This window comes from Cytobacillus stercorigallinarum (genome assembly GCF_014836495.1).
In the GTDB taxonomy this organism is placed as follows: domain Bacteria; phylum Bacillota; class Bacilli; order Bacillales; family Cytobacillaceae; genus Cytobacillus; species Cytobacillus stercorigallinarum.
Genome location: NZ_JACSQT010000007.1, coordinates 65,418 through 83,884 on the forward strand (window position 1 = coordinate 65,418; position 18,467 = coordinate 83,884).

The 18,467-nt window shown below is 35.8% G+C and carries 22 protein-coding genes and 2 riboswitches; of the genes, 7 read left to right on the forward strand and 15 right to left on the reverse strand.

Translation table 11 applies throughout. The features are described from left to right. Window positions 1-90: 90 nt before the first annotated feature. A complete protein-coding gene (locus H9655_RS14415; protein WP_191815191.1) occupies window positions 91-984 on the reverse strand; it encodes an NADP-dependent oxidoreductase in 894 nt (297 codons plus the stop codon). Window positions 985-1,121: 137 nt separating this feature from the next. Between H9655_RS14415 and H9655_RS14420 the strand changes: the two genes are divergently transcribed. Then, entirely contained in the window at window positions 1,122-1,625 is a 504-nt protein-coding gene (locus H9655_RS14420) for a hypothetical protein (RefSeq protein ID WP_191815193.1), read from the forward strand. Window positions 1,626-1,650: 25 nt separating this feature from the next. Here H9655_RS14420 and H9655_RS14425 read toward each other — a convergent pair whose 3' ends face one another. The 5 genes from H9655_RS14425 to H9655_RS14445 form a co-directional block, all read right to left on the reverse strand. Further along, complete coding sequence (locus H9655_RS14425; protein WP_191815195.1) at window positions 1,651-2,061, reverse strand: MarR family transcriptional regulator; 411 nt, start codon at window positions 2,059-2,061, stop codon at window positions 1,651-1,653. An 82-nt stretch (window positions 2,062-2,143) separates the two neighbouring features. Continuing rightward, complete coding sequence (gene prpB, locus H9655_RS14430) at window positions 2,144-3,049, reverse strand: methylisocitrate lyase (RefSeq protein WP_191815197.1); 906 nt, start codon at window positions 3,047-3,049, stop codon at window positions 2,144-2,146. Window positions 3,050-3,064: 15 nt separating this feature from the next. Next, the gene (gene prpD / locus H9655_RS14435) at window positions 3,065-4,504 is read right to left on the reverse strand and encodes a 2-methylcitrate dehydratase (RefSeq protein ID WP_191815199.1); all 1,440 of its coding nucleotides are present in this window, start codon (window positions 4,502-4,504) and stop codon (window positions 3,065-3,067) included. After that, window positions 4,488-5,642 (reverse strand): citrate synthase, encoded by a 1,155-nt coding sequence (gene mmgD, locus H9655_RS14440; protein WP_191815547.1) that lies wholly within the window; start codon window positions 5,640-5,642, stop codon window positions 4,488-4,490. The genes prpD and mmgD overlap by 17 nt, the downstream gene beginning before the upstream one ends. Beyond that, a complete protein-coding gene (locus H9655_RS14445; protein ID WP_191815201.1) occupies window positions 5,587-5,862 on the reverse strand; it encodes a hypothetical protein in 276 nt (91 codons plus the stop codon). Before H9655_RS14445 ends, mmgD begins: the two co-directional genes overlap by 56 nt. Window positions 5,863-6,025: 163 nt before the next feature. Continuing rightward, window positions 6,026-6,228: riboswitch (cobalamin riboswitch) on the reverse strand. A 210-nt stretch (window positions 6,229-6,438) separates the two neighbouring features. On the opposite strand from H9655_RS14445, the gene H9655_RS14450 reads away from it, so the two are divergent. Continuing rightward, window positions 6,439-6,861: a MarR family winged helix-turn-helix transcriptional regulator gene (locus tag H9655_RS14450; protein WP_318245492.1), complete on the forward strand. Its 423-nt coding sequence runs from the start codon at window positions 6,439-6,441 to the stop codon at window positions 6,859-6,861. A 17-nt stretch (window positions 6,862-6,878) separates the two neighbouring features. Next, window positions 6,879-8,090: an MFS transporter gene (locus H9655_RS14455; protein WP_191815205.1), complete on the forward strand. Its 1,212-nt coding sequence runs from the start codon at window positions 6,879-6,881 to the stop codon at window positions 8,088-8,090. Between the two features lie 59 nt (window positions 8,091-8,149). Here H9655_RS14455 and H9655_RS14460 read toward each other — a convergent pair whose 3' ends face one another. Next, on the reverse strand, window positions 8,150-8,335 hold the full coding sequence (locus H9655_RS14460; RefSeq protein WP_191815207.1) for a hypothetical protein: 186 nt from the start codon (window positions 8,333-8,335) through the stop codon (window positions 8,150-8,152). A gap of 86 nt (window positions 8,336-8,421) precedes the next feature. Here H9655_RS14460 and H9655_RS14465 point away from each other — a divergent pair, with 86 nt between their 5' ends. Continuing rightward, window positions 8,422-9,279 (forward strand): aminoglycoside phosphotransferase family protein, encoded by an 858-nt coding sequence (locus H9655_RS14465; RefSeq protein ID WP_191815209.1) that lies wholly within the window; start codon window positions 8,422-8,424, stop codon window positions 9,277-9,279. A gap of 86 nt (window positions 9,280-9,365) precedes the next feature. On the opposite strand, the gene H9655_RS14470 is transcribed toward H9655_RS14465, so the two are convergent. Then, window positions 9,366-10,190 carry a MetQ/NlpA family ABC transporter substrate-binding protein gene (locus H9655_RS14470; RefSeq protein WP_191815211.1) on the reverse strand — a complete coding sequence of 275 codons (825 nt, stop codon included), beginning with the start codon at window positions 10,188-10,190 and terminating at the stop codon, window positions 9,366-9,368. A gap of 89 nt (window positions 10,191-10,279) precedes the next feature. After that, a riboswitch (SAM riboswitch) is annotated at window positions 10,280-10,390 on the reverse strand. Window positions 10,391-10,635: 245 nt separating this feature from the next. Between H9655_RS14470 and H9655_RS14475 the strand changes: the two genes are divergently transcribed. Next, window positions 10,636-11,799, forward strand: a complete 1,164-nt coding sequence (locus H9655_RS14475; RefSeq protein ID WP_191815213.1) for a pyridoxal phosphate-dependent aminotransferase — start codon at window positions 10,636-10,638, stop codon at window positions 11,797-11,799. Window positions 11,800-11,909: 110 nt separating this feature from the next. On the opposite strand, the gene H9655_RS14480 is transcribed toward H9655_RS14475, so the two are convergent. From H9655_RS14480 to H9655_RS14505, 6 genes are all read right to left on the reverse strand, one after another. Continuing rightward, a complete protein-coding gene (locus H9655_RS14480) occupies window positions 11,910-12,563 on the reverse strand; it encodes a cobalamin B12-binding domain-containing protein (RefSeq protein ID WP_191815215.1) in 654 nt (217 codons plus the stop codon). Further along, entirely contained in the window at window positions 12,560-12,931 is a 372-nt protein-coding gene (locus H9655_RS14485) for a hypothetical protein (protein ID WP_191815217.1), read from the reverse strand. The genes H9655_RS14480 and H9655_RS14485 overlap by 4 nt, the downstream gene beginning before the upstream one ends. Continuing rightward, window positions 12,928-13,233 carry an antibiotic biosynthesis monooxygenase family protein gene (locus H9655_RS14490; protein ID WP_191815219.1) on the reverse strand — a complete coding sequence of 102 codons (306 nt, stop codon included), beginning with the start codon at window positions 13,231-13,233 and terminating at the stop codon, window positions 12,928-12,930. The genes H9655_RS14485 and H9655_RS14490 overlap by 4 nt, the downstream gene beginning before the upstream one ends. Before the next feature lie 9 nt (window positions 13,234-13,242). After that, a complete protein-coding gene (locus H9655_RS14495; protein ID WP_191815221.1) occupies window positions 13,243-13,740 on the reverse strand; it encodes a GNAT family N-acetyltransferase in 498 nt (165 codons plus the stop codon). A 562-nt stretch (window positions 13,741-14,302) separates the two neighbouring features. After that, window positions 14,303-14,908 carry a TetR/AcrR family transcriptional regulator gene (locus tag H9655_RS14500; RefSeq protein ID WP_191815224.1) on the reverse strand — a complete coding sequence of 202 codons (606 nt, stop codon included), beginning with the start codon at window positions 14,906-14,908 and terminating at the stop codon, window positions 14,303-14,305. A gap of 26 nt (window positions 14,909-14,934) precedes the next feature. Further along, window positions 14,935-15,369 (reverse strand): DUF5392 family protein, encoded by a 435-nt coding sequence (locus tag H9655_RS14505; protein WP_191815226.1) that lies wholly within the window; start codon window positions 15,367-15,369, stop codon window positions 14,935-14,937. A gap of 424 nt (window positions 15,370-15,793) precedes the next feature. On the opposite strand from H9655_RS14505, the gene H9655_RS14510 reads away from it, so the two are divergent. Continuing rightward, window positions 15,794-16,174 (forward strand): MerR family transcriptional regulator, encoded by a 381-nt coding sequence (locus H9655_RS14510; protein WP_191815228.1) that lies wholly within the window; start codon window positions 15,794-15,796, stop codon window positions 16,172-16,174. Between the two features lie 137 nt (window positions 16,175-16,311). Then, a complete protein-coding gene (locus H9655_RS14515) occupies window positions 16,312-17,619 on the forward strand; it encodes a hemolysin family protein (protein WP_225230656.1) in 1,308 nt (435 codons plus the stop codon). 49 nt (window positions 17,620-17,668) lie between these two features. Here the strand turns inward: H9655_RS14515 and H9655_RS14520 are convergent, their stop codons facing one another. Next, complete coding sequence (locus tag H9655_RS14520; RefSeq protein ID WP_225230657.1) at window positions 17,669-17,887, reverse strand: hypothetical protein; 219 nt, start codon at window positions 17,885-17,887, stop codon at window positions 17,669-17,671. Window positions 17,888-18,467 lie beyond the last annotated feature (580 nt).

The window sequence follows — 18,467 nt, forward strand, 5'->3', positions numbered from 1 at the left end:
ACCTCCTTATTCTGAATTTTCATGATTATTATAACATGCCTAGAGATGATTGATAGTTAGAGAATTTCGCATGACGAAATTTTCATGCTTTTAGTCTCGATGGCAGACTACAATTTCCCCCTGACAACGGCCATATTGTTTTTTTATGTGGGCTTTTTGTATACCTTCAATGTTCAGCGGATAAACATGCGCCAAAACTGGGGCAAGATCACCTTTTTCTACTAATTGCTTTATTTGTTCCAACCCCTTATTAATTGAATATAAACATTCCTTATCAACGCCTTGAAATCTCGACTTGGCAAATTTTATCACTTTTGCTTCTGGCTTCAACCACCTTAACGCACTAAAAATTGGGGAGCTATGCCCAATTGTATCAATTAGTAAATCAAACCGCCATTGCTCATGAATAGGATCCAGACGATCTCCATTAATATAGATTACATCTTTCTGCTTTGCATCTTCGGTAAGTACGCCTATAACTGTGCCCATTGCCTTTAAGATTTGTATGAGCATCAAACCTACATTCGTTTGACTACCTAAAATAAGAACATAGCTTCCTTCCCTTACTCTCCCCTCTACTGTTGCTTGCCATGCCGCTATACTACTTTCTAAGAGAGAAGCCGATTCAATGAATGTTAAATTATGAGGCATGAGACAAACATCAGATGATGGTACGATCGTTTCGTTTGCATATGTCCCATATGTAGAAATAGTCGTTTGAAAAAATACCTTGTCACCCTCTTTAAACTGGGAGACGCCTTTTCCTATTGCTTTAATGATTCCCGCTCCGGAACTTCCTAGAATTATCGGTAAGGGAAGATTGTCTCTCAATCGTTTTCCCGCCCTGAATTGCCAATCACTTTCTAACACGCCACTCGCTTTTATTTGAATTAATATCTCGTCATCACCTACTGGTGGTGTTACAAATTCAATTTCACGCAATTGATAAATATCGCCATATTGATGAATTCCAATTCCCTTCATAAAGATGCCTCCGCTTATCATTCTGTTTATATGTTCATTTTTACCAACTAGATCTATTCTTAAAAATACATCTTGTACACATAATTTTATTGATGTTTCACATTCTAATGATAATCATGTTTGAGAGGAGGGAAAGTATGAATGTAGCTAATATCTTTCGTATATTAAATGCCATCATCTTATGGGGAAGCATGTTTTTTATCCCTGGTAAATCCATTAAAAGGTTTCTTCCTGTTACTTTATTTTGCTCTTGCATTCTTTTAATTGAAACACTATTATCATTTGTTTTTAAATGGTGGAGGGTAAAGGGCGGAAAAAAATACATGGTTTATGATTCAATTGCCTTTATATTGGGGCCATTTTTTACCGTTAATATTTGGGTATTCCATTTAACCTACGGGAAGTTTATTCGGTATGCTGGGCTTAATCTAATTATTGATCTTTTATTTGCATACCCTCTCAATGCTTTCTTTCAAAAAATTGGTCATTATAAACTGTACAAATTCACATCATTTTCATTATTTATTTCTGCCTTCGTCTATTCATTAATTAACTATGGCTTTCAAATGTTATATGAACGACCTCCGAAAGATTATATAAAAACGGATAAGGTGAGTAAAACAGAACTTACTGTTAAATGACCTTATCCTCATTCGGGAAATAAGCTTAGATAATTTTCGCTATTTTTTCAAGAGAAGTATTGATGGTCGATATTTGCTGTTGAAGAGAACATAATTGTTCATAAGAATACGAATGAAATAAGGCATTAATATAGGCTGCTCCCTCTTGTGTTAAACGAACACTAACAATTCTACGGTCATTTTGTGCTCTACTTTTCGTTACATAACCAAGTGCCTTTAACTTATCAGTCATATTCGTTGCAGCTGCTGGGGACATATAGAAATCTGTAGAAATATCAGTGATTTTCATATCACCAAGTTTTTTCAACTTCATCATAAGCCAAACAAGATTCTCATTGAGGGTTTTTTGCTTATGCAATAACACATGAATAAAGTATTTATTGCTAGCCATCTCTCCAATTAGATGCTGTATAATTATTTCATTCCTTGCTTTCATCTATTCATTTCTCCTAATCTTTTATGAAGTAAAATAACTATGAAAGGTTGACGCTCGGCTGTATCACCGAACGCCTATACAATCATTCTTCTGTCAGTATCGTTTTTGCTAATGTATCATCTAATTCTTCAAAATCATCATAGCTGATGGTTTGATATAGTTCTTTTCTAGTTTGCATATTACTAAGCGCATCTTTTTGTGAACCTGTTTCTTTTATGATATTAAAAACGTTTTCATATGCTTTAGCTGCCACTCTTAATGAAGTAACAGGATAGATAACCATTTGAAAGCCCATTTGTGAGAATTCATCCGCTGAGTAATAAGGCGTCTGACCAAATTCAGTCATATTTGCTAATAAAGGAATAGAAATCGCTTGTGAAAATAGGCTAAACTCTTCTTCCGTTTTTAATGCTTCTGGAAAAATAGCGTCCGCTCCAGCTTCTGCATATGCCTTCGCTCGTTCAATCGCTTCATCAAGTCCTTTCACCGCTCGTGCGTCTGTTCTTGCTACAATAATTAAGTGTGGAGCAACTTCCTTAATCACCTTAATTTTTTGTATCATTTCTTCTGTCGTTACAAGCTGTTTACCATTTAAATGGCCACATTTTTTCGGTAACTTCTGATCCTCTATTTGTACAGCAGCCACTCTAGCCTCTTGCATTTCCACAGCTGTTCTTGCCGCATTTAATACCCCACCAAACCCCGTATCAATATCAACAAGTAATGGTAAATTAGTTGCTCGAATAATTTCTTTCGCTCTTTGTGCCATCTCAGCAGATGTAACCATACCAAGGTCTGGCAGTCCTTTACTTGCCGTATATGCAGCACCTGATAAATATAGCGCCTGAAAGCCTGACTGTTTCGCGATTAGGCCTGCCATTGCATCATGTGCCCCTGGTATTTGCAATATATTCTTATCTAGCATTTTTGAACGAAATTGCTCAGCTAAATCTTGTTGCAACACAGGTTTATGAACAATCCATGCCATCTTGCATCACCTCTCCTAGATAATGAATAAATTCATAAATTCATTCACTGGCATCTCTTTTAACCATTCTTGATTGGAAACAGCTCTAGCAATGCTTGTTTGTGCCTTGTTTGAAAAATGAGTTTTGATATTATACTCGAACTTCTGCAATACTTTTGGAATCGCTTCGTCACGGCGGAATCGGTGACCTAATGGATATTCACATTCAATTTTCTCTGAAGAAGTTCCATCTTTATAATGGATTTGTACCGCATTAGCGATTGAGCGCTTGTTCGGGTCTAAATAATCTTTCGAGTATTGATGATCTTCAACAACTTGCATCTTCTCTCGTAAACTATCTACTCGTGGGTCGCTTGCTACATCATCCTCGTAATCCTCTGCGCGAATATTTCCTTTTAATAAACCAATAGCTGTAATGTACTGTATACAGTGATCACGGTCAGCTGGATTATGTAATGGACCTGTTTTATCGATAATCCTAATCGCTGATTCATGTGTGGTAATCGTAATTCGATCAATATGATCTAAATCATTTACATCGCCATTTTGATAAAGTAAGACGGCACACTCTGCTGCAGTTTGCGCGTGAAATTCTGCCGGATAAGAAACTTTGAATAACACATTTTCCATTACATAAGCACTTAACTCTCTTTGTAAGGTAATTTTTTGCCCTTTAAACAGAACGTCCTCAAAACCCCAGTTAGGTGCAGATAAGACACTGTTATAGCCCATTTCACCTTTCACAGCCATCATAGCTAACTGAACACCCCTACTTGTGGCATCTCCAGCAGCCCATGATTTTCTCGAACCCGTATTTGGCGCATGACGATATGTTCTTAATGCAGAATTATCCACCCATGCAAGTGATAATGCATGTATCACTTCTTCTTTTGTTGCGCCAAGCATCTTTGCCGTAACAGCAGTTGTTGCCACTTTAACAAACAATACATGATCTAAGCCCACACGATTTAAACTATTATCCAACGCTAATATACCTTGAATTTCATGAGCCTTGATCATCATTTCCAGGACTTCAATCATTTTAACTGGCTCTTTACCAACTGAAAGACGTTGCCTACTTAAAAAATCTGCAACTGCTAAAATGCCACCAAGGTTGTCAGAAGGATGCCCCCATTCCGCAGCTAACCATGTATCATTGTAATCCAGCCAGCGAATCATACAGCCGATATTAAATGCGCCTCTAATGGGATCCAATTCAAATGTTGTACCAGGGACTCTTGTTCCATTAGGTACAACGGTTCCTGGTACAACAGGACCAAGTAGTTTTGTACATTCAGGATAATCTAGCGCTAATATTCCACAACCAATTGTATCGAGTAAAATATAATGTGCTGTGCGATAAGCCTCTTCACTTGTTATTTCATAATCCAATACATAATCAGCAATTTTCGTTAAAATAACATCGGTTTCAACCTTTTCATTCGTTTTCAGCATTTACACGTAATCCTCCTCCATTTGGTAAAGTATGTCGTGCTCCTGAATAAATGACCCGCGGTCTAAATAAGCGATTGTTTTCATGCTGTTCAATGACATGGGCACATAAACCAACTGTTCTTGCACTAAAGAAAATCGGTGTGTAAAGAGGGATAGGAATTCCTAACATGCCATAAACCGGTGCGGCATAATAATCTAAATTAGGGTATAATCCTTTCTCAACTTCCATAATTCTTTCTCCTGCTTCACATTTTCGAAGCAATGAATCATCTCCATTTTGTATCGATAACTCTTGTAGAGCTTCTTTCATCATTAATGCTCTTGGGTCCATTTTGTTCATATAAACTCTATGACCAAAGCCCATAATCTTTTCTTTTTTAAATAATTTTTTATAGAAGAGACTTTCCAAGCCACCGACACTTTCTGCTTCATTCAACATGTACATAACCGCTTCATTCGCACCGCCATGCAAGCTCCCTTTTAAACTTGCAACTGCGCCTGTTAAAGCTCCAAAGAGATCGGATTGTGTAGAAGCAATTACTCTTGCGGTAAATGTTGAATTTGGCATTTCATGTTCACTATATAAAAGTAATGATTGGTCAAATACTCTTTCTTCTAAATCGGATGGTACTCTACCAGTTAACATATAGAAAAAGTTGGCACTATATGAGAGGGATTTATCCGGTTCAATTTTTTCCAGACCTTGTAATATACGATAACTGTTAGCTACAATCGTTGGAACTCCTCCAAGTAGGCGATAAGCTCTTTCTTTATTTCCTTGCTTCGACCGATCATCTAAAGTCGTATCATATCCAGCTAAGCTTGAGATGCCCGTGCGGAGCCCATCCATTGGATGTGTTCCTTTTGGTAAATGAGTAAAAACCTCCATAACGGCCGTCGGTATTTCATAATAGGACTTTAACCTAGTAGCTAATGCGTGTTTTTCCTCGTCTGTTGGTAATTGATCTTCTAGAAGTAAATGGATAATATCTAAATATCTTTTCGTTTTTGAAAGTTGAATTAAATCATAACCTTTTATGACAATTTCTCCATGAACCGTATCTAAAAATGAAATGTTAGTCTCAGAAGCTATGATTCCCTCTAACCCTGGTATATATTTCTCCTCCATGCTCACAATCATTTTCCTCCCATCCAATTACATCGTGCCTGACAATGCTGTAAGCCCTTTCAGCATTCCTCAAATATATTTGGATCTTCTCTTCTTCTACAGAGAGTGTTTGGATGTCTTCTTTACACTGTTCTAACACTTTTCTTAAACTATAACCCTCAGCAGAATAGCTGTTTATCATGATCGTAGATTTCATTATGTTCACATAATAAGGAACGGTTCCAAACAAAGCTTTTCCTCCGTTCTTGCTCCCCTTTTTTCCATATCAATCCATTAAAAAAACAACTTCTAGAAAGAAGTTGTTAAGTTCAAACGAATACTAAAAATAAACATGCAACTTTGGCATGTATTCATTACCCGTACTTAACACCTCCTATATCCACGTAGGAATTGATGTTTACACTAAACAGGCAGGTCTCCTGGCTTATGGTCAACATGATACGAAACCTTCCCATCTCCTATTGAAGGAAACAGTGGCATCTTTCGTATCACTCGCAAATACAGTTGCGGGACAGCGACGGAATCTAACCGTACTTCCCTTTTAAGTAAATAGACAATCAAGCATTCTATTTACACCTATTTTAGAAAATATTAAGTTGTTCCACTTAAATATATCAATATTTTAGAAAATTTACAATCCTTTTTCTTATTCACACTGCTTTTCACTTTTTATTAATGTCATGTCACCTACAACCATAGCTTATAACATTTCCCATTTTGTAGAAAAAATAAATCGCCCCATAGACAGACAAGATGGCTTTTTGTTATAGTATATTAGTTACCATTGATAACTATTTTAAATGAGGTGGATATTATAATAGCTAGCCAAAGATTCTTCCATCATTTTATGATGCTTTATCGCCCTTTTGAAAATAGACTGAATAGCTTATTAACGAAACACCAATTACAACGAGCACAGTGGACAATCCTTTATTATCTCTACCATTTCGGTCCAACGACTTTAGTAGAAATTGCTGCGTATCAAGGTGTTGAAAAGCCAACAGTCACGAGGACAATAAACCAGCTTGAGGAATATGGATATGTAGAAAAAATCCCAAGCATGGATAAACGTGAAAAGAAAATGAAGATAACGAACGAAGGTGAGCGCATATACAAACAAATCCGCATTCCGATTGATCAGTTCGAAATGGAAATATTAGAGGGAATCACAACTGAAGAACAAGAAGAATGTATTCGGATTTTTGATAGTATTAAAAGCAATTTGTAAGGAGGAAGAAAAAAAATATGCGTTCAACAAAAGAAAAATTATGGACTAAGGACTTTATCACCATTTCTTCCGTAAACTTTTTTCTAACATTAGTGTTTTATTTATTAATGGTTACCATTGCGGTGTATGCCGTCGAAGCACATCATGCGACTGCCAGCCAAGCTGGCTTAGTTACAGGCATATTTATTATAGGAACATTGGTGGGAAGGTTGTTTATCGGTAAATATATTGATCGTATTGGCCGGAAGAAGACTTTAATCATCGGCTTACTATTATTTAGTTTATCAACAAGTCTTTATTTTATTGAAATTGATGTTAATTTCTTACTTATTACCCGCTTCATCCACGGTTTAACATTAGGGATGGCAAGTACAGCAAGTGGTACAATTGTCGCTTCAGTTATTCCGCAAACAAGGAAAGGTGAAGGAATCGGCTATTTTAGTATGAGTAACACTTTAGCAACAGCAATTGGACCTTTTATCGGTATGTTAATGAGTCAATACACAACTTTTCATACGATTTTCATTTTTTGTTTGGTTCTTGGTATTATTGGCCTACTTATCGGGTTTACTGTGAATGTGAAGGAATTAACTGAAGATGAGAAAGCTCAATTTCAATCATCTGGCTTTCAATTGGCTAGCTTTATTGAACCAAAGGCACTTCCAATTGCACTCGTCACATTAACCGTCGCATTTTGTTATTCTAGCGTCTTGTCATTTATTAATTTTTATGCAATTGAAAAGGACTTAGTCAATGCCGCTAGCTTTTTCTTCTTTGTCTATGCCATTGCCGTCTTACTTTCCCGCCCTTTCACTGGTAGATTGATGGACAGCAAAGGAGCAAATTATGTGATGTATCCAGCGTTCATATTATTTGGTGCAGGTCTATTCTTACTTAGTAATTCTTCAAATGGTGTTATGCTATTAGTGGCGGGGGCTTTAATTGGCTTGGGCTTTGGTAATATGCAGTCTTGTACACAAGCGATTGCCGTCAAATTAACACCCCCCCATCGCATGGGGCTAGCTACTTCCACCTTCTTTATCTTTCTCGATGGTGGTTTAGGTTTTGGACCGTATTTATTAGGTTTACTGATTCCTATAACAGGCTACAGTATGTTATATATTTATATGGGGGTTGTGGCAATTGCTTCAATTATCCTTTACTTCTTAGTTTATGGACGAATCGAACACAAGGAAAGTAAACAGGCACACCAAACAGCATCAATGTAAAATAAAGTATGTTATCATTAGAGAAGAGACTTCATGTGATTGAAGTCTCTTCTCTCTAATTAAAATGGTTTATTCGGTTCATATGTCGGCTGTTGGTTAGTCACTTCATACTCATAACTTTTTTCCATTCCTGCTTGTACTTCTTCTGACTGTTCTAATTCTGTATCCATTTGATTGTATTGTTGAGCCTCATTCTGAGCAGCAATAATTTTTTCATCCACTTGATTATCATACTTTTTTTCCATTGCTTTTCACTCCCCTTTATAAGATGTCTCGCCTATTTTTCCCTCTAAAAAACGATTTATACAAAATAATAAAAGGAGACTGTTCCATGAAGGAATTAATTAAAAAACACCTTCCGCATCTTCAGGAAATACAGATTGAAAGCAATCATTCTGGTTGGGATCATCATATTTATATTGTCAATCAAACATATGTCATTCGAATACCAAAAACAAAACAAGTATTAGCGAAAATGAACAAGGAAATCAAACTACTGCACCAGTTATCATATCTTTCATCGATAATTGAAATACCAAATTATCATCCATTTTATAATAAAGACGGACAAGTGATTGGTGTTTTTTACCCTTTTATTAAAGGACAAGCATTATCTCATTCATTGATTATTCCTCCTTTATATGAAGCCAAGCGGCTAGGTATATTTCTTACAGAATTACATCGCTTGGATATATATGAAGCAAAGAAAGGCGGTATAGAAGAACGACATAGTAAAGATTATTGGGCGCAATTACAGCAAACGCTGAAAACAAAAATATTTCCGTTCTTAAATGAAGGCGAAAAGGAAGAAATTAATAAACTATTTTTAGCGGTGTCAAAATTTAAAGAAGCAAAAGTGGTGATTCATGGCGATCTGACAAGTGCCAATATCCTTTATCATCCAATCAAAAAGGAGATATCAGGAATTATAGACTTTACAGATACGCAAATAGGGGACCCGGCGTTTGACTTTGCAGGGCTATATTGGGATTTCGGAGATCAATTTACTAAAGAAGCTCTCGCAGCTTATGAAACACAATTTAATAAAGAAGAAATGTATAGAAGAGTCACTTCCTTTTATGGCTTACAACCAATTTTTCACGAATGGTTAAAAATCGTCAATGAGCAGGATGAAAAAATTGTAAATAAAGGAATGACCAAAATACAAATGATTCGAAAGATAAGTTAACAGTTATTCTCCACTATTATCATTAGAAACCGAACAAATCCATATGAATTTGTTCGGTTTCTTGTTTAGACTTACTTCGTTTATAATTATTCCATCCACGCTGGCTTTCCAAACCCTTGAAACGATTCGTCGATGATTTTTTCAAATTCTGCAGACTCAACCACTTCTTTTAAGTCTTTCGCATATTGTTTATCTTCATAGTCTGCTCTAATTGCAACCACATTGCGATAATCATCAAGCATATTTTCCAATGCTAGTGCACTTAATAAGTCCATATCGGCTGCCAATGCAAAGTTACCTGGAACTGCAGCTAGATCAACACCTTCAAGAGATCTTGGTAATTGTCCTGCTTCAATCGGTTGAAAGACTAAGTTCTTTTTATTTTCCTTCACATCTTTTTCAGATACTGTTAGTGGATCGGCATTTCCATCAATCGTAATAAGACCTTCGTCACTTAACGTATTTAAGGCGCGCGCTGCATTCGTTGGGTCATTTGGAATAGCAATGGTTGCACCGTCTTTTATCTCATCAATTGAATTAAACACATTCGAGTAAATTCCCATAGGGGCTGTTGGGACAATAATTAATGGTGTTAAGTCCATATTATTTTCTTTCTCGAAGTTCTCTAAATAAATAGTATGTTGGAAAAGGTTAGCTTGGATATCATCTTCATTTAAAGCTTTGTTAGGTTGGATATAATCACTAAACTCTACGACAGTTACTTTATATCCTTTTTCCTCTAGACCAGGTACAATGGCTTTCTTCAACATATCACTATAAGGACCGGCAGTAGCGCCAATTTTAAGTTCTTTCGTTTCATCTACTTTTTCTCCACTCGTGTCTGAACCTCCGCCACATGCTGTTAGTAAACTAACAGTTGCAATGAATAAAACAATTAGCCACTTTCTCATTATGTTTCCTCCCCATAGCTGTAACCAGAATTTTAACCAATAAAAAATGCCACTATTCATCATCTGAAAGAGGCATTGATTTATATTCCGCCTTATCTTTCAGAATGAATGGATATCATTCTGCAGGAATTGGCACCTTCCCAATATTGGGGGTTGCCGGACGTCATAGGGCCTAGTCCCTCAGTCTCTCTGGATAAGCTTTTTATTTAATTTTTATGATATGATATTACTACTCTCCATTATTTTTGTCAATGTTCGAAATAATGTTATTACATCCAATCTTCTTAGAAAAAGTGCCTATCGACAAAACTTCTCCTTCTTTATCCTTTTAAAATAAAAAAGGAGATTGAATATTTCCCTTTTTATAAAATTAACTGGACATTTTGTCTTTTTGGTTATAAAATGCGTTCGTATATAGATTAAATAAATGAAGGTGGATTAAAAAATGGAATTATCGCATCGTTTGAAGCAATTACCTCAACAATTTTTTGCTTCCCTTGTTCAAAAAGTAGCTGCTGCAAAACTTGAAGGCAGAGACGTTATTAACCTAGGACAAGGCAATCCCGACCAGCCTACACCTGTACATATTGTACAATCACTTCAGCAGGCTGCCGAAGACCCAATGACACATAAATATTCTCCTTTTCGAGGAATTAATGAATTAAAGAAAGCCGCTGCTTCCTTTTATAAACGTGAATATGGGGTAGACATTAACCCTGAAAAAGAAGTCGCTATCCTCTTTGGCGCAAAAGCAGGTTTAGTAGAAATTCCATTATGCCTTCTTAATGAGGGAGATTTAATGCTCTTACCAGATCCTGGTTACCCTGATTATGAATCTGGTGCGGTTTTGGCCAATGTAAAATACGAAACCTTTCCTTTAAAAGAAGAAAACCATTTTTTACCTGATTTTTTACAGTTTACGGAAAAACAAAAAAAGGATGCTCGCCTATTATTTTTGAATTACCCTAATAACCCAACAGGTGCGACAGCTGATTCGACATTTTTTGAAGAGACTGTTGCTTTTGCTAAAGAAAACAATATCACCATCTTACATGATTTCGCTTATGGCGCCATCGGCTTTGATGGAAAGAAACCTGAAAGTTTCTTGGCGACAGCCGGAGCGAAAGATGTCGGCATTGAAATGTATACATTATCTAAAACATATAATATGGCTGGGTGGAGAGTTGGATTTGCAGTTGGAAATGAAAAGATCATTGATGCCATCAATCTTCTTCAAGACCATATGTATGTGAGCTTATTCCCTGCCATACAAAAAGCCGCAGCCGATGCATTAAATGGGGATCAAACGAGTGTAGATGAGCTTGTTGCACGATATGAGGGGCGTAGAAATGCATTCATGAACGCTTGTGAAAAAATTGGCTGGTACGGCAAGTCACCTTCAGGGTCATTTTTTGCTTGGATGCCTGTACCTGAAGGGTATAATAGTGAAGATTTTGCTGATTACTTACTGGAAAAAGCCGATGTAGCTGTCGCCGCTGGAAAAGGATTTGGCACTTTTGGTGAAGGTTATGTTCGAGTTGGATTACTTGTCGATGAAGAACGATTAATTGAAGCAGTAGAACGAATTGGTCAACTCAAATTATTTTAATATAAGAGGTAGAAAAAATATAGTAGCCACAAACCTAGCCGATAGGAACATGTATAAGTTTATGTTCCTATCGGCTAGGTTGTGTAACTTGGAGGCTTTTATTAACGAACTCAACCTTCAATTTTCTTTTTCCTCGCTTCCGTATGAAAAGCGGTTATCCATTTATCTACAGCAAATATGTTGGGAATAATTTCTGGCTTAATCGCCGTAAAGGAAGCTAAGTCATATAAATTCGTCAACCTTCCACCTAATAAAACCCTAGGTTTCTTTGGTAAATACGAAAAAGCTTCCATATATTCAGTAAGTGCCGTTAAATGAGGAGCAATTGAAACCGATAGGCCAATCACATCTGGTTTCCAATCTTTCGCAGCCTGCAAAGCATATTGTACAGGTAAATTGGCTCCTAGAAACTTGATCTTCCATCCATTCTCTGCGAATATACTTGCTACCATCTTCAATCCTAAATAATGCTGCTCCCCTGATAAACAAAGAAACATGGCAGTCGGTGCAAACTCATTAGTTTCGAACTGATGAGTTGCAGCTAATCTTGAAAGAATGAGATCGCAAACCCCCGATGCCAAATGTTCATCTGCAACGGTTATCTCAAAATTTTCCCATTTCAGGCCAATTTTAACCATTGCCGGTGTAATAATATCTTGATATATTTCTACATTAGACAAATAATCGAATTGCTCAATATATTCCCAAGCATCAACAAAGGCTCCAGTTAAAAGGATTTCTGCTAGTTCTTCCCCCCTCGTCACTGTGCCTCTCCTCCTTGGACATCTCTTAAAATAGACACTGCCTCTCTTAACAAACCTATATAGGCAGAACTAATTTCATTCTCTACCATCGTACATTTTTTTAATTCCTCTTCTAAAAAAAGAAAATTATCAATCAAGGTTTGTGTAGTCATACCATATTTAATTAAGATACCTCTTAACCAAAGGGTATAGTCAGTGAAAATCTTTGATGTATTTAATTCCATTGCCGTCTTTAAATAATCTAGGTGATGCATATTATCAATAAATGTTTGATTTCTCCCACGGTCACCGTATCGTTCAATTAATGTAGGATCCTCTCGAAATATCCTTTTTGTTACTGCTTCAGCGATCATTTCATATTTACTCACTTTACCACAACCTTATATTGCGACACTTTTGGAATCACTGCTGCTAATTCTTTATCTGGATACTTCTTTTCAAGATCATGAATTCGTTTAAAATCTTTACTTCTTACCCATCGCAAATAATCTTCCTTTGTTTCGAAAATTAATTGTACTGTAAGTTCTCCTTTACGTTTATCGTTTTGCAGCAACATAAAGTCGACAAACCCATCTGCTTGATCAACTAGACGTGAACGATTCTTATATATTTCAATCACTTCATTTGCTTTGCTTTCATTTACATCAAAGGTTGAGAATACAGTATACATAACTTCCCCCTACACATTTGGACGTGTGTTACTTCCCCATTCCATAACAATGGTCGGAATACTAAATCCGTAAATAGAATCATTCATTTCTCCTACTTGTTTAAATCCTTTTGAATGATAAAAATCGATAGCAGCATCATTTTGCATAACGACAGAAACCGTAATTTTACGAACACCTTTAAAATAATCAAACATTGCTTTTAGTAAGGCTGTGCCAATACCTTGACGGTGAAAACTCGGCAATATATATAAAGCGCCTAATTCTATTTCTTTTTTTATATTTATTAAAGAAAAATGAACAAATCCAATCACTTCTCCTTTTTCTTCAGCAACGAATAAAACAGAAGTAGACAAACCTTTCATTAAAGCGTCTTCATTATATACAGATAATAAAAAATCAACCTGTGTCTGCTGGGGAATCAAGCCTTCATATGCGTAACGCCAACTCTCCCTAGCAACAGATTGGATTTGTGTACTATCTTTTCTTGTAAATAATCTAATTTTCATATTTGATACCTTCTAAAAGGTAGGAAACCTTCCCTTAAAATAATGATTATGATAATCAAATTGTTATCATATTTATGATTGTAACAGGAAATGAAGTTAAGAAAAAGGCAAAGACGAGTTTGGTACGGCATATAAAGTAAACACACCTAAGTTTTTACTTAAAGCTTGTTCAAAAAAATTATTCTATTGTATAATAGGACTAGATAAAGGCATATATTAAAAAAGATCGGTGGTGCGGCAACACCGTCCGATCTCGCAATAGTATTAGCCATTTAATAATTGACACCGTCCACCTACAGCAGGTGGATTATTTTTTATCATCGTTTTTGAATTGTAGCACAGCCATTATTAAACTTGTAAATGTACAAGCAAATACCAATGCCTCAAAAACTGACAAAGCAACACCCCCCTTCTACGGGGAATAATGGCTTTATTGACTATTGCTATTCTTATTATAGCACCACTGTATTTATTTTTGGAATTTTGTGAAAAAATCACATGATTGAATCTAAAAAAAGAGCTGAAAAGAATAAATCCTCCCCAACAGCCCTTACGTTTTTGATTATTTTTTTAGCCCACGCTTTAAGAGCGTTATTTCTAACTTGAAATTTCTTACTGCTTCTTCCTTTGATAGCTCTTTGGAAAATGCCTCGATAATACTGCGCAGTAATACCGATGTAAGTATTTTCATTAAATACTTAAACTCTTCCTGATTTGAGATATGCAATAATTCTGTGTTTACCTTTGATTCGAATTGGATGAACTGCTGATTGGCTTCATATCCATTAAAACTTCGACCAAATTCATGTTCCACTTCATATGTCATATTTAAAAATAAATTTTTGAGAAAGTTACGATTCTCATCTTGTTCAGTAATCACCTTTTCAAAAAAGGCAATCATCATTTCAAAAATATCCCCATTGTACTTATTTAATAAAAAATAAACTTCACTTTGATTTCTTTTTACTCTTTCTTCTAGCAAGTAAAAAAAGGCATCTTCCTTATCTTCAAAATATTGATAAAAACTTCCCCTTGGAATACGGGCAGATTTAACAATATTACTAATGGATGCTTGCGTTAGTGGCACGCGAGAAAATTCTTGCTTCACAGCATTGATGAGCTTTTCTCGCTTTTCAATTGGTAAATTATAAAAAGTAATTTTTGGCATTATACTCCCCTCCCTAAGAGAATAATCTAAAATGAAGAACGGCGCTGTTCTTCGTGCAAGAATTCCATAAATTGCGCTAGCGCCATAACAGGCTTCTCATTAATCATAATGATATATCTTTTTTTCATTTGTTCGGTTGCTGTTTTGCTTTCATTAATACGTTGGATCATATAATCAACGCTTTTTTTCTCAATTGCTTTTCTGCGGATTTTCGATTCTTTAGATAAAGCCATACCTACTGCACCTAAAATAGAATAGATAAGCAAAGTTATCCAAGTGTTTTCATCCGTAGGCATGGTGAAAAGAACGATGATGATATTCATGATTGAGAAAACAACTAGCGGGAATGAAAATAAGGAATAACGAGAAGCCACTCTCATTGCTGGCGCCAAACGTTCATTCAATAATTCGATTTCTTTCTTAACAAATATAGGCATATCAGTAAAAGGATTCATATTCATGTGAATGCCATCCTTCCTAATTTATTTATTTTTAAAGACAAAGGGGCGTTTTCCCCTGTCTATAGGTTTCCCTTACCTAATGGGAATACTGCCGGTAAATACATACCGATGTTACCAAAAATCAGCTGTGCATATTCCTTAAACCTTGTGGTCTTTTACATATAGAAGCCTTTATACCTTGAAAACGAAGATTCTCAACAATTTGGTTTAATGGCGTGTTCAATATTTCCCCTCCCAAGAATGACAATGTGTCATAATCACTTCCCATCTTAAATGACAACGTGTCATATGTCAATCTAAACTAAGTTGATTTTATTTTGTAAGTCGAAACTATTGTCAACTAAACTGGACAGGAGTATAATTTAACCATAACGTTATAGTTTGGAGGTATCACGTTGGGAACGAGAAACTAAAAATCGGTGAGTTGGCAGAAAGAGTAAATTTAACTAAAAGGACCATTGATCATTATACAAATCTTGGTTTGCTTGAAGCAGAACGTTCTCCTGCAAATTATCGCTATTATGACGCATCAGCCATCGAAAGATTACATTTGATTGAAAAGTGGAAATCTGACGGTATGTCATTACTGGATATTAAGAGAAAGTTAGACGAAAAAGATGTTCACGAAGCAGAAGAAATTGATGTACGTGAACTAAGAATTAAGATTAATGGATTAAAGGATGAGGTTTCAGAAGTGCTTGCGCATTTAAATAAAACTGATGTAACAAGTCAGGAATATATTAAGAAGAATGTCTCTTCCGAAAGCATGTCCCTTATTCAAACATTGCTTTTACTCTTAAAATAAACGAATAAAAAGGCATTGCTTATAGGAAATTTGGACAATGTAATGGTAAGACATGAATTCTCGTCACTTCCTGAGACTTACATTCATGAAGAAAATATAGGAGGTGAAAGTCTTACCAAAAGTAAGACGATTACATTTTGACGGTTACGTTAAATTTAATATTACTTGTTATACTTATTGCTTTAACTGCTTTTTTCGTGTCGACGGAATTTGCGATAGTTAAGGTTCGAATGTCTAAAATTGATCAGTTAATAGCGGAAGGGAATAGTAAAGCCCTTTCAGCAAAAAAAGTAGTTACCCATTTAGATGAATATCTATCCGCTTGCCAGCTGGGAATTACTGTAACAGCACTTGGATTGGGGTGGTTAGGTGAACCAACCGTACTCAAGTTGCTACAGCCATTATTTAATAATTTAAATCTTAATGCCTCTCTTACACATGTGATTTCATTTGGTGTATCATTTGCGATTGTGACTTATTTACATGTGGTCCTTGGTGAATTGGCACCAAAAACGATCGCTATTCATAAGGCAGAAGCCATTACTCTTATTTTTGCAAAACCTATTATTTGGTTTTATCGCATTACCTACCCTTTTATTTGGGTGTTAAATGGGTCAGCCCGTCTCATTGTTGCGCTTTTCGGTTTTAAACCCGCATCTGAGAGTGAGGCTGCACACTCGGAAGAAGAATTACGTATTTTAATGTCTGAAAGTTATAAGAGTGGCGAAATCAACAAAAACGAATTGAAGTACATGAATAATATATTTGAATTCGATGAAAGAGTAGCAAAAGAAATCATGGTTCCACGAACAGAGATTATTACTTTTTCAATCGATGATTCCTTTGAAAATCTTAGAAATACCATTAAACAAGAACGTTACACTCGCTATCCAGTTGTCGATGGTGATAAAGATAATATTGTTGGTTTTGTTAATGTTAAAGAATTTCTTACCGCAAACCTTCAGCCTGAAGAAACAAAGAAGCTTACTATACATGATTTTATTAATCCCGTGTTACGTGTTATTGAAACCATTCCAATCAACGACTTATTAATAAAGATGCAAAAAGATCGGATACACCTTGCAATCTTAATGGATGAGTATGGTGGAACGTCGGGATTAGTCACCGTTGAAGATATTGTAGAAGAAATTGTTGGTGAAATTCGTGATGAATTTGACGAAGATGAAATTCCGGAAATTCGTAAGATAAAAGAAGGCCATTATATTCTTGATTCTAAAGTATTAATTGAAGATGTTAACCATTTGTTAGACCTTGATTTACCAGATGATGAAATCGATACGATCGGAGGATGGTTCCTCACATTAAACTTTGATGCTAAACTTGGTAGCCAATTAGAGTTAGATGGATACTTATTTACTGTGACCGAAATCGATGGTCACCAAATACATTATCTAGAGGTTAAAAAAATGGATGACCTATCATAACAAACACAAGGAGCCGCTTATTGATTAATGAACGGCTCTTTGTTTTGCCTTATACTAACTTTTTTTCATCGAGTTTGAGCTGTGCTTCTAATTCTCTCCTCATTTTATCCGTTTCTAATAAATAATTTTGATGTTTGAGTTCTTCTAATTTTATTTGATCTTCAATTATTTTCGCCTTTAATTCGGTTTGAGAACTTAAATGGCTAGTAATAATCGCAACGATTGGTATTCCAAAAATCATGATGACTGATACTAATCCAACAATCATTTTGTATCCCTCCTCTAACAAATCGATCTTATTTACTATATTCTATGTTCAACCAGCATTTCCTTTACCATTAAACAACAAATAAGGCGATGTTTCACTTATCAAAGACATCTAAGTATCAATTGTAATTACCTTTCTTGGTATATACTTGTTTGTGAGTACAGAAGTTTTATTTTTAGTTAAAAATCAACTCTTCAAAACAAAAGGACACGTCATCCGATGCCCAATGGTTAAATTTTTTAAAAAAAACGAATGTCTGCACGTGCTAAAATTCTCTATTCGGCATGGATAAAAGGTTGATCATTGGTGGTTTGTTTTAAGCAACATCCCAGACCCCCTTTTTCTTTAAGAACGAATTCAACAACATGCGCCATCCCCATTATGTTCGAATGATTGCTAAAAGGAAAACCAACAGATTACATGGATAACAGGTGGGTGAAACAGAGGGAGCAGAAACAATCCAAACAGTTAAATTTGACCATTAGAGAATGGCATTTACATATAGCTCAGGTCATGCTGGGTTTTCTAGAGGAAAACGCGAAAAGCAGACATAAAAATCCATGCCCCCTGTTTTAGAGCC

Excerpts from the sequence above, each read along its gene's own strand:
- H9655_RS14415 (WP_191815191.1), bottom strand. The coding sequence starts at position 984 with ATGAAGGGAATTGGAATTCATCAATATGGCGATATTTATCAATTGCGT.
- H9655_RS14475 (WP_191815213.1), top strand. The coding sequence starts at position 10,636 with ATGGAATTATCGCATCGTTTGAAGCAATTACCTCAACAATTTTTTGCT.
- H9655_RS14455 (WP_191815205.1), top strand. The coding sequence starts at position 6,879 with ATGCGTTCAACAAAAGAAAAATTATGGACTAAGGACTTTATCACCATT.
- prpB (WP_191815197.1), bottom strand. The coding sequence starts at position 3,049 with ATGGCATGGATTGTTCATAAACCTGTGTTGCAACAAGATTTAGCTGAG.
- H9655_RS14505 (WP_191815226.1), bottom strand. The coding sequence starts at position 15,369 with ATGAATATGAATCCTTTTACTGATATGCCTATATTTGTTAAGAAAGAA.
- H9655_RS14470 (WP_191815211.1), bottom strand. The coding sequence starts at position 10,190 with ATGAGAAAGTGGCTAATTGTTTTATTCATTGCAACTGTTAGTTTACTA.
- H9655_RS14520 (WP_225230657.1), bottom strand. The coding sequence starts at position 17,887 with ATGATTGTTGGATTAGTATCAGTCATCATGATTTTTGGAATACCAATC.
- prpD (WP_191815199.1), bottom strand. The coding sequence starts at position 4,504 with ATGCTGAAAACGAATGAAAAGGTTGAAACCGATGTTATTTTAACGAAA.
- H9655_RS14460 (WP_191815207.1), bottom strand. The coding sequence starts at position 8,335 with ATGGAAAAAAAGTATGATAATCAAGTGGATGAAAAAATTATTGCTGCT.
- H9655_RS14425 (WP_191815195.1), bottom strand. The coding sequence starts at position 2,061 with ATGAAAGCAAGGAATGAAATAATTATACAGCATCTAATTGGAGAGATG.
- H9655_RS14465 (WP_191815209.1), top strand. The coding sequence starts at position 8,422 with ATGAAGGAATTAATTAAAAAACACCTTCCGCATCTTCAGGAAATACAG.
- H9655_RS14420 (WP_191815193.1), top strand. The coding sequence starts at position 1,122 with ATGAATGTAGCTAATATCTTTCGTATATTAAATGCCATCATCTTATGG.
- H9655_RS14495 (WP_191815221.1), bottom strand. The coding sequence starts at position 13,740 with ATGAAAATTAGATTATTTACAAGAAAAGATAGTACACAAATCCAATCT.
- H9655_RS14500 (WP_191815224.1), bottom strand. The coding sequence starts at position 14,908 with ATGCCAAAAATTACTTTTTATAATTTACCAATTGAAAAGCGAGAAAAG.
- H9655_RS14490 (WP_191815219.1), bottom strand. The coding sequence starts at position 13,233 with ATGTATACTGTATTCTCAACCTTTGATGTAAATGAAAGCAAAGCAAAT.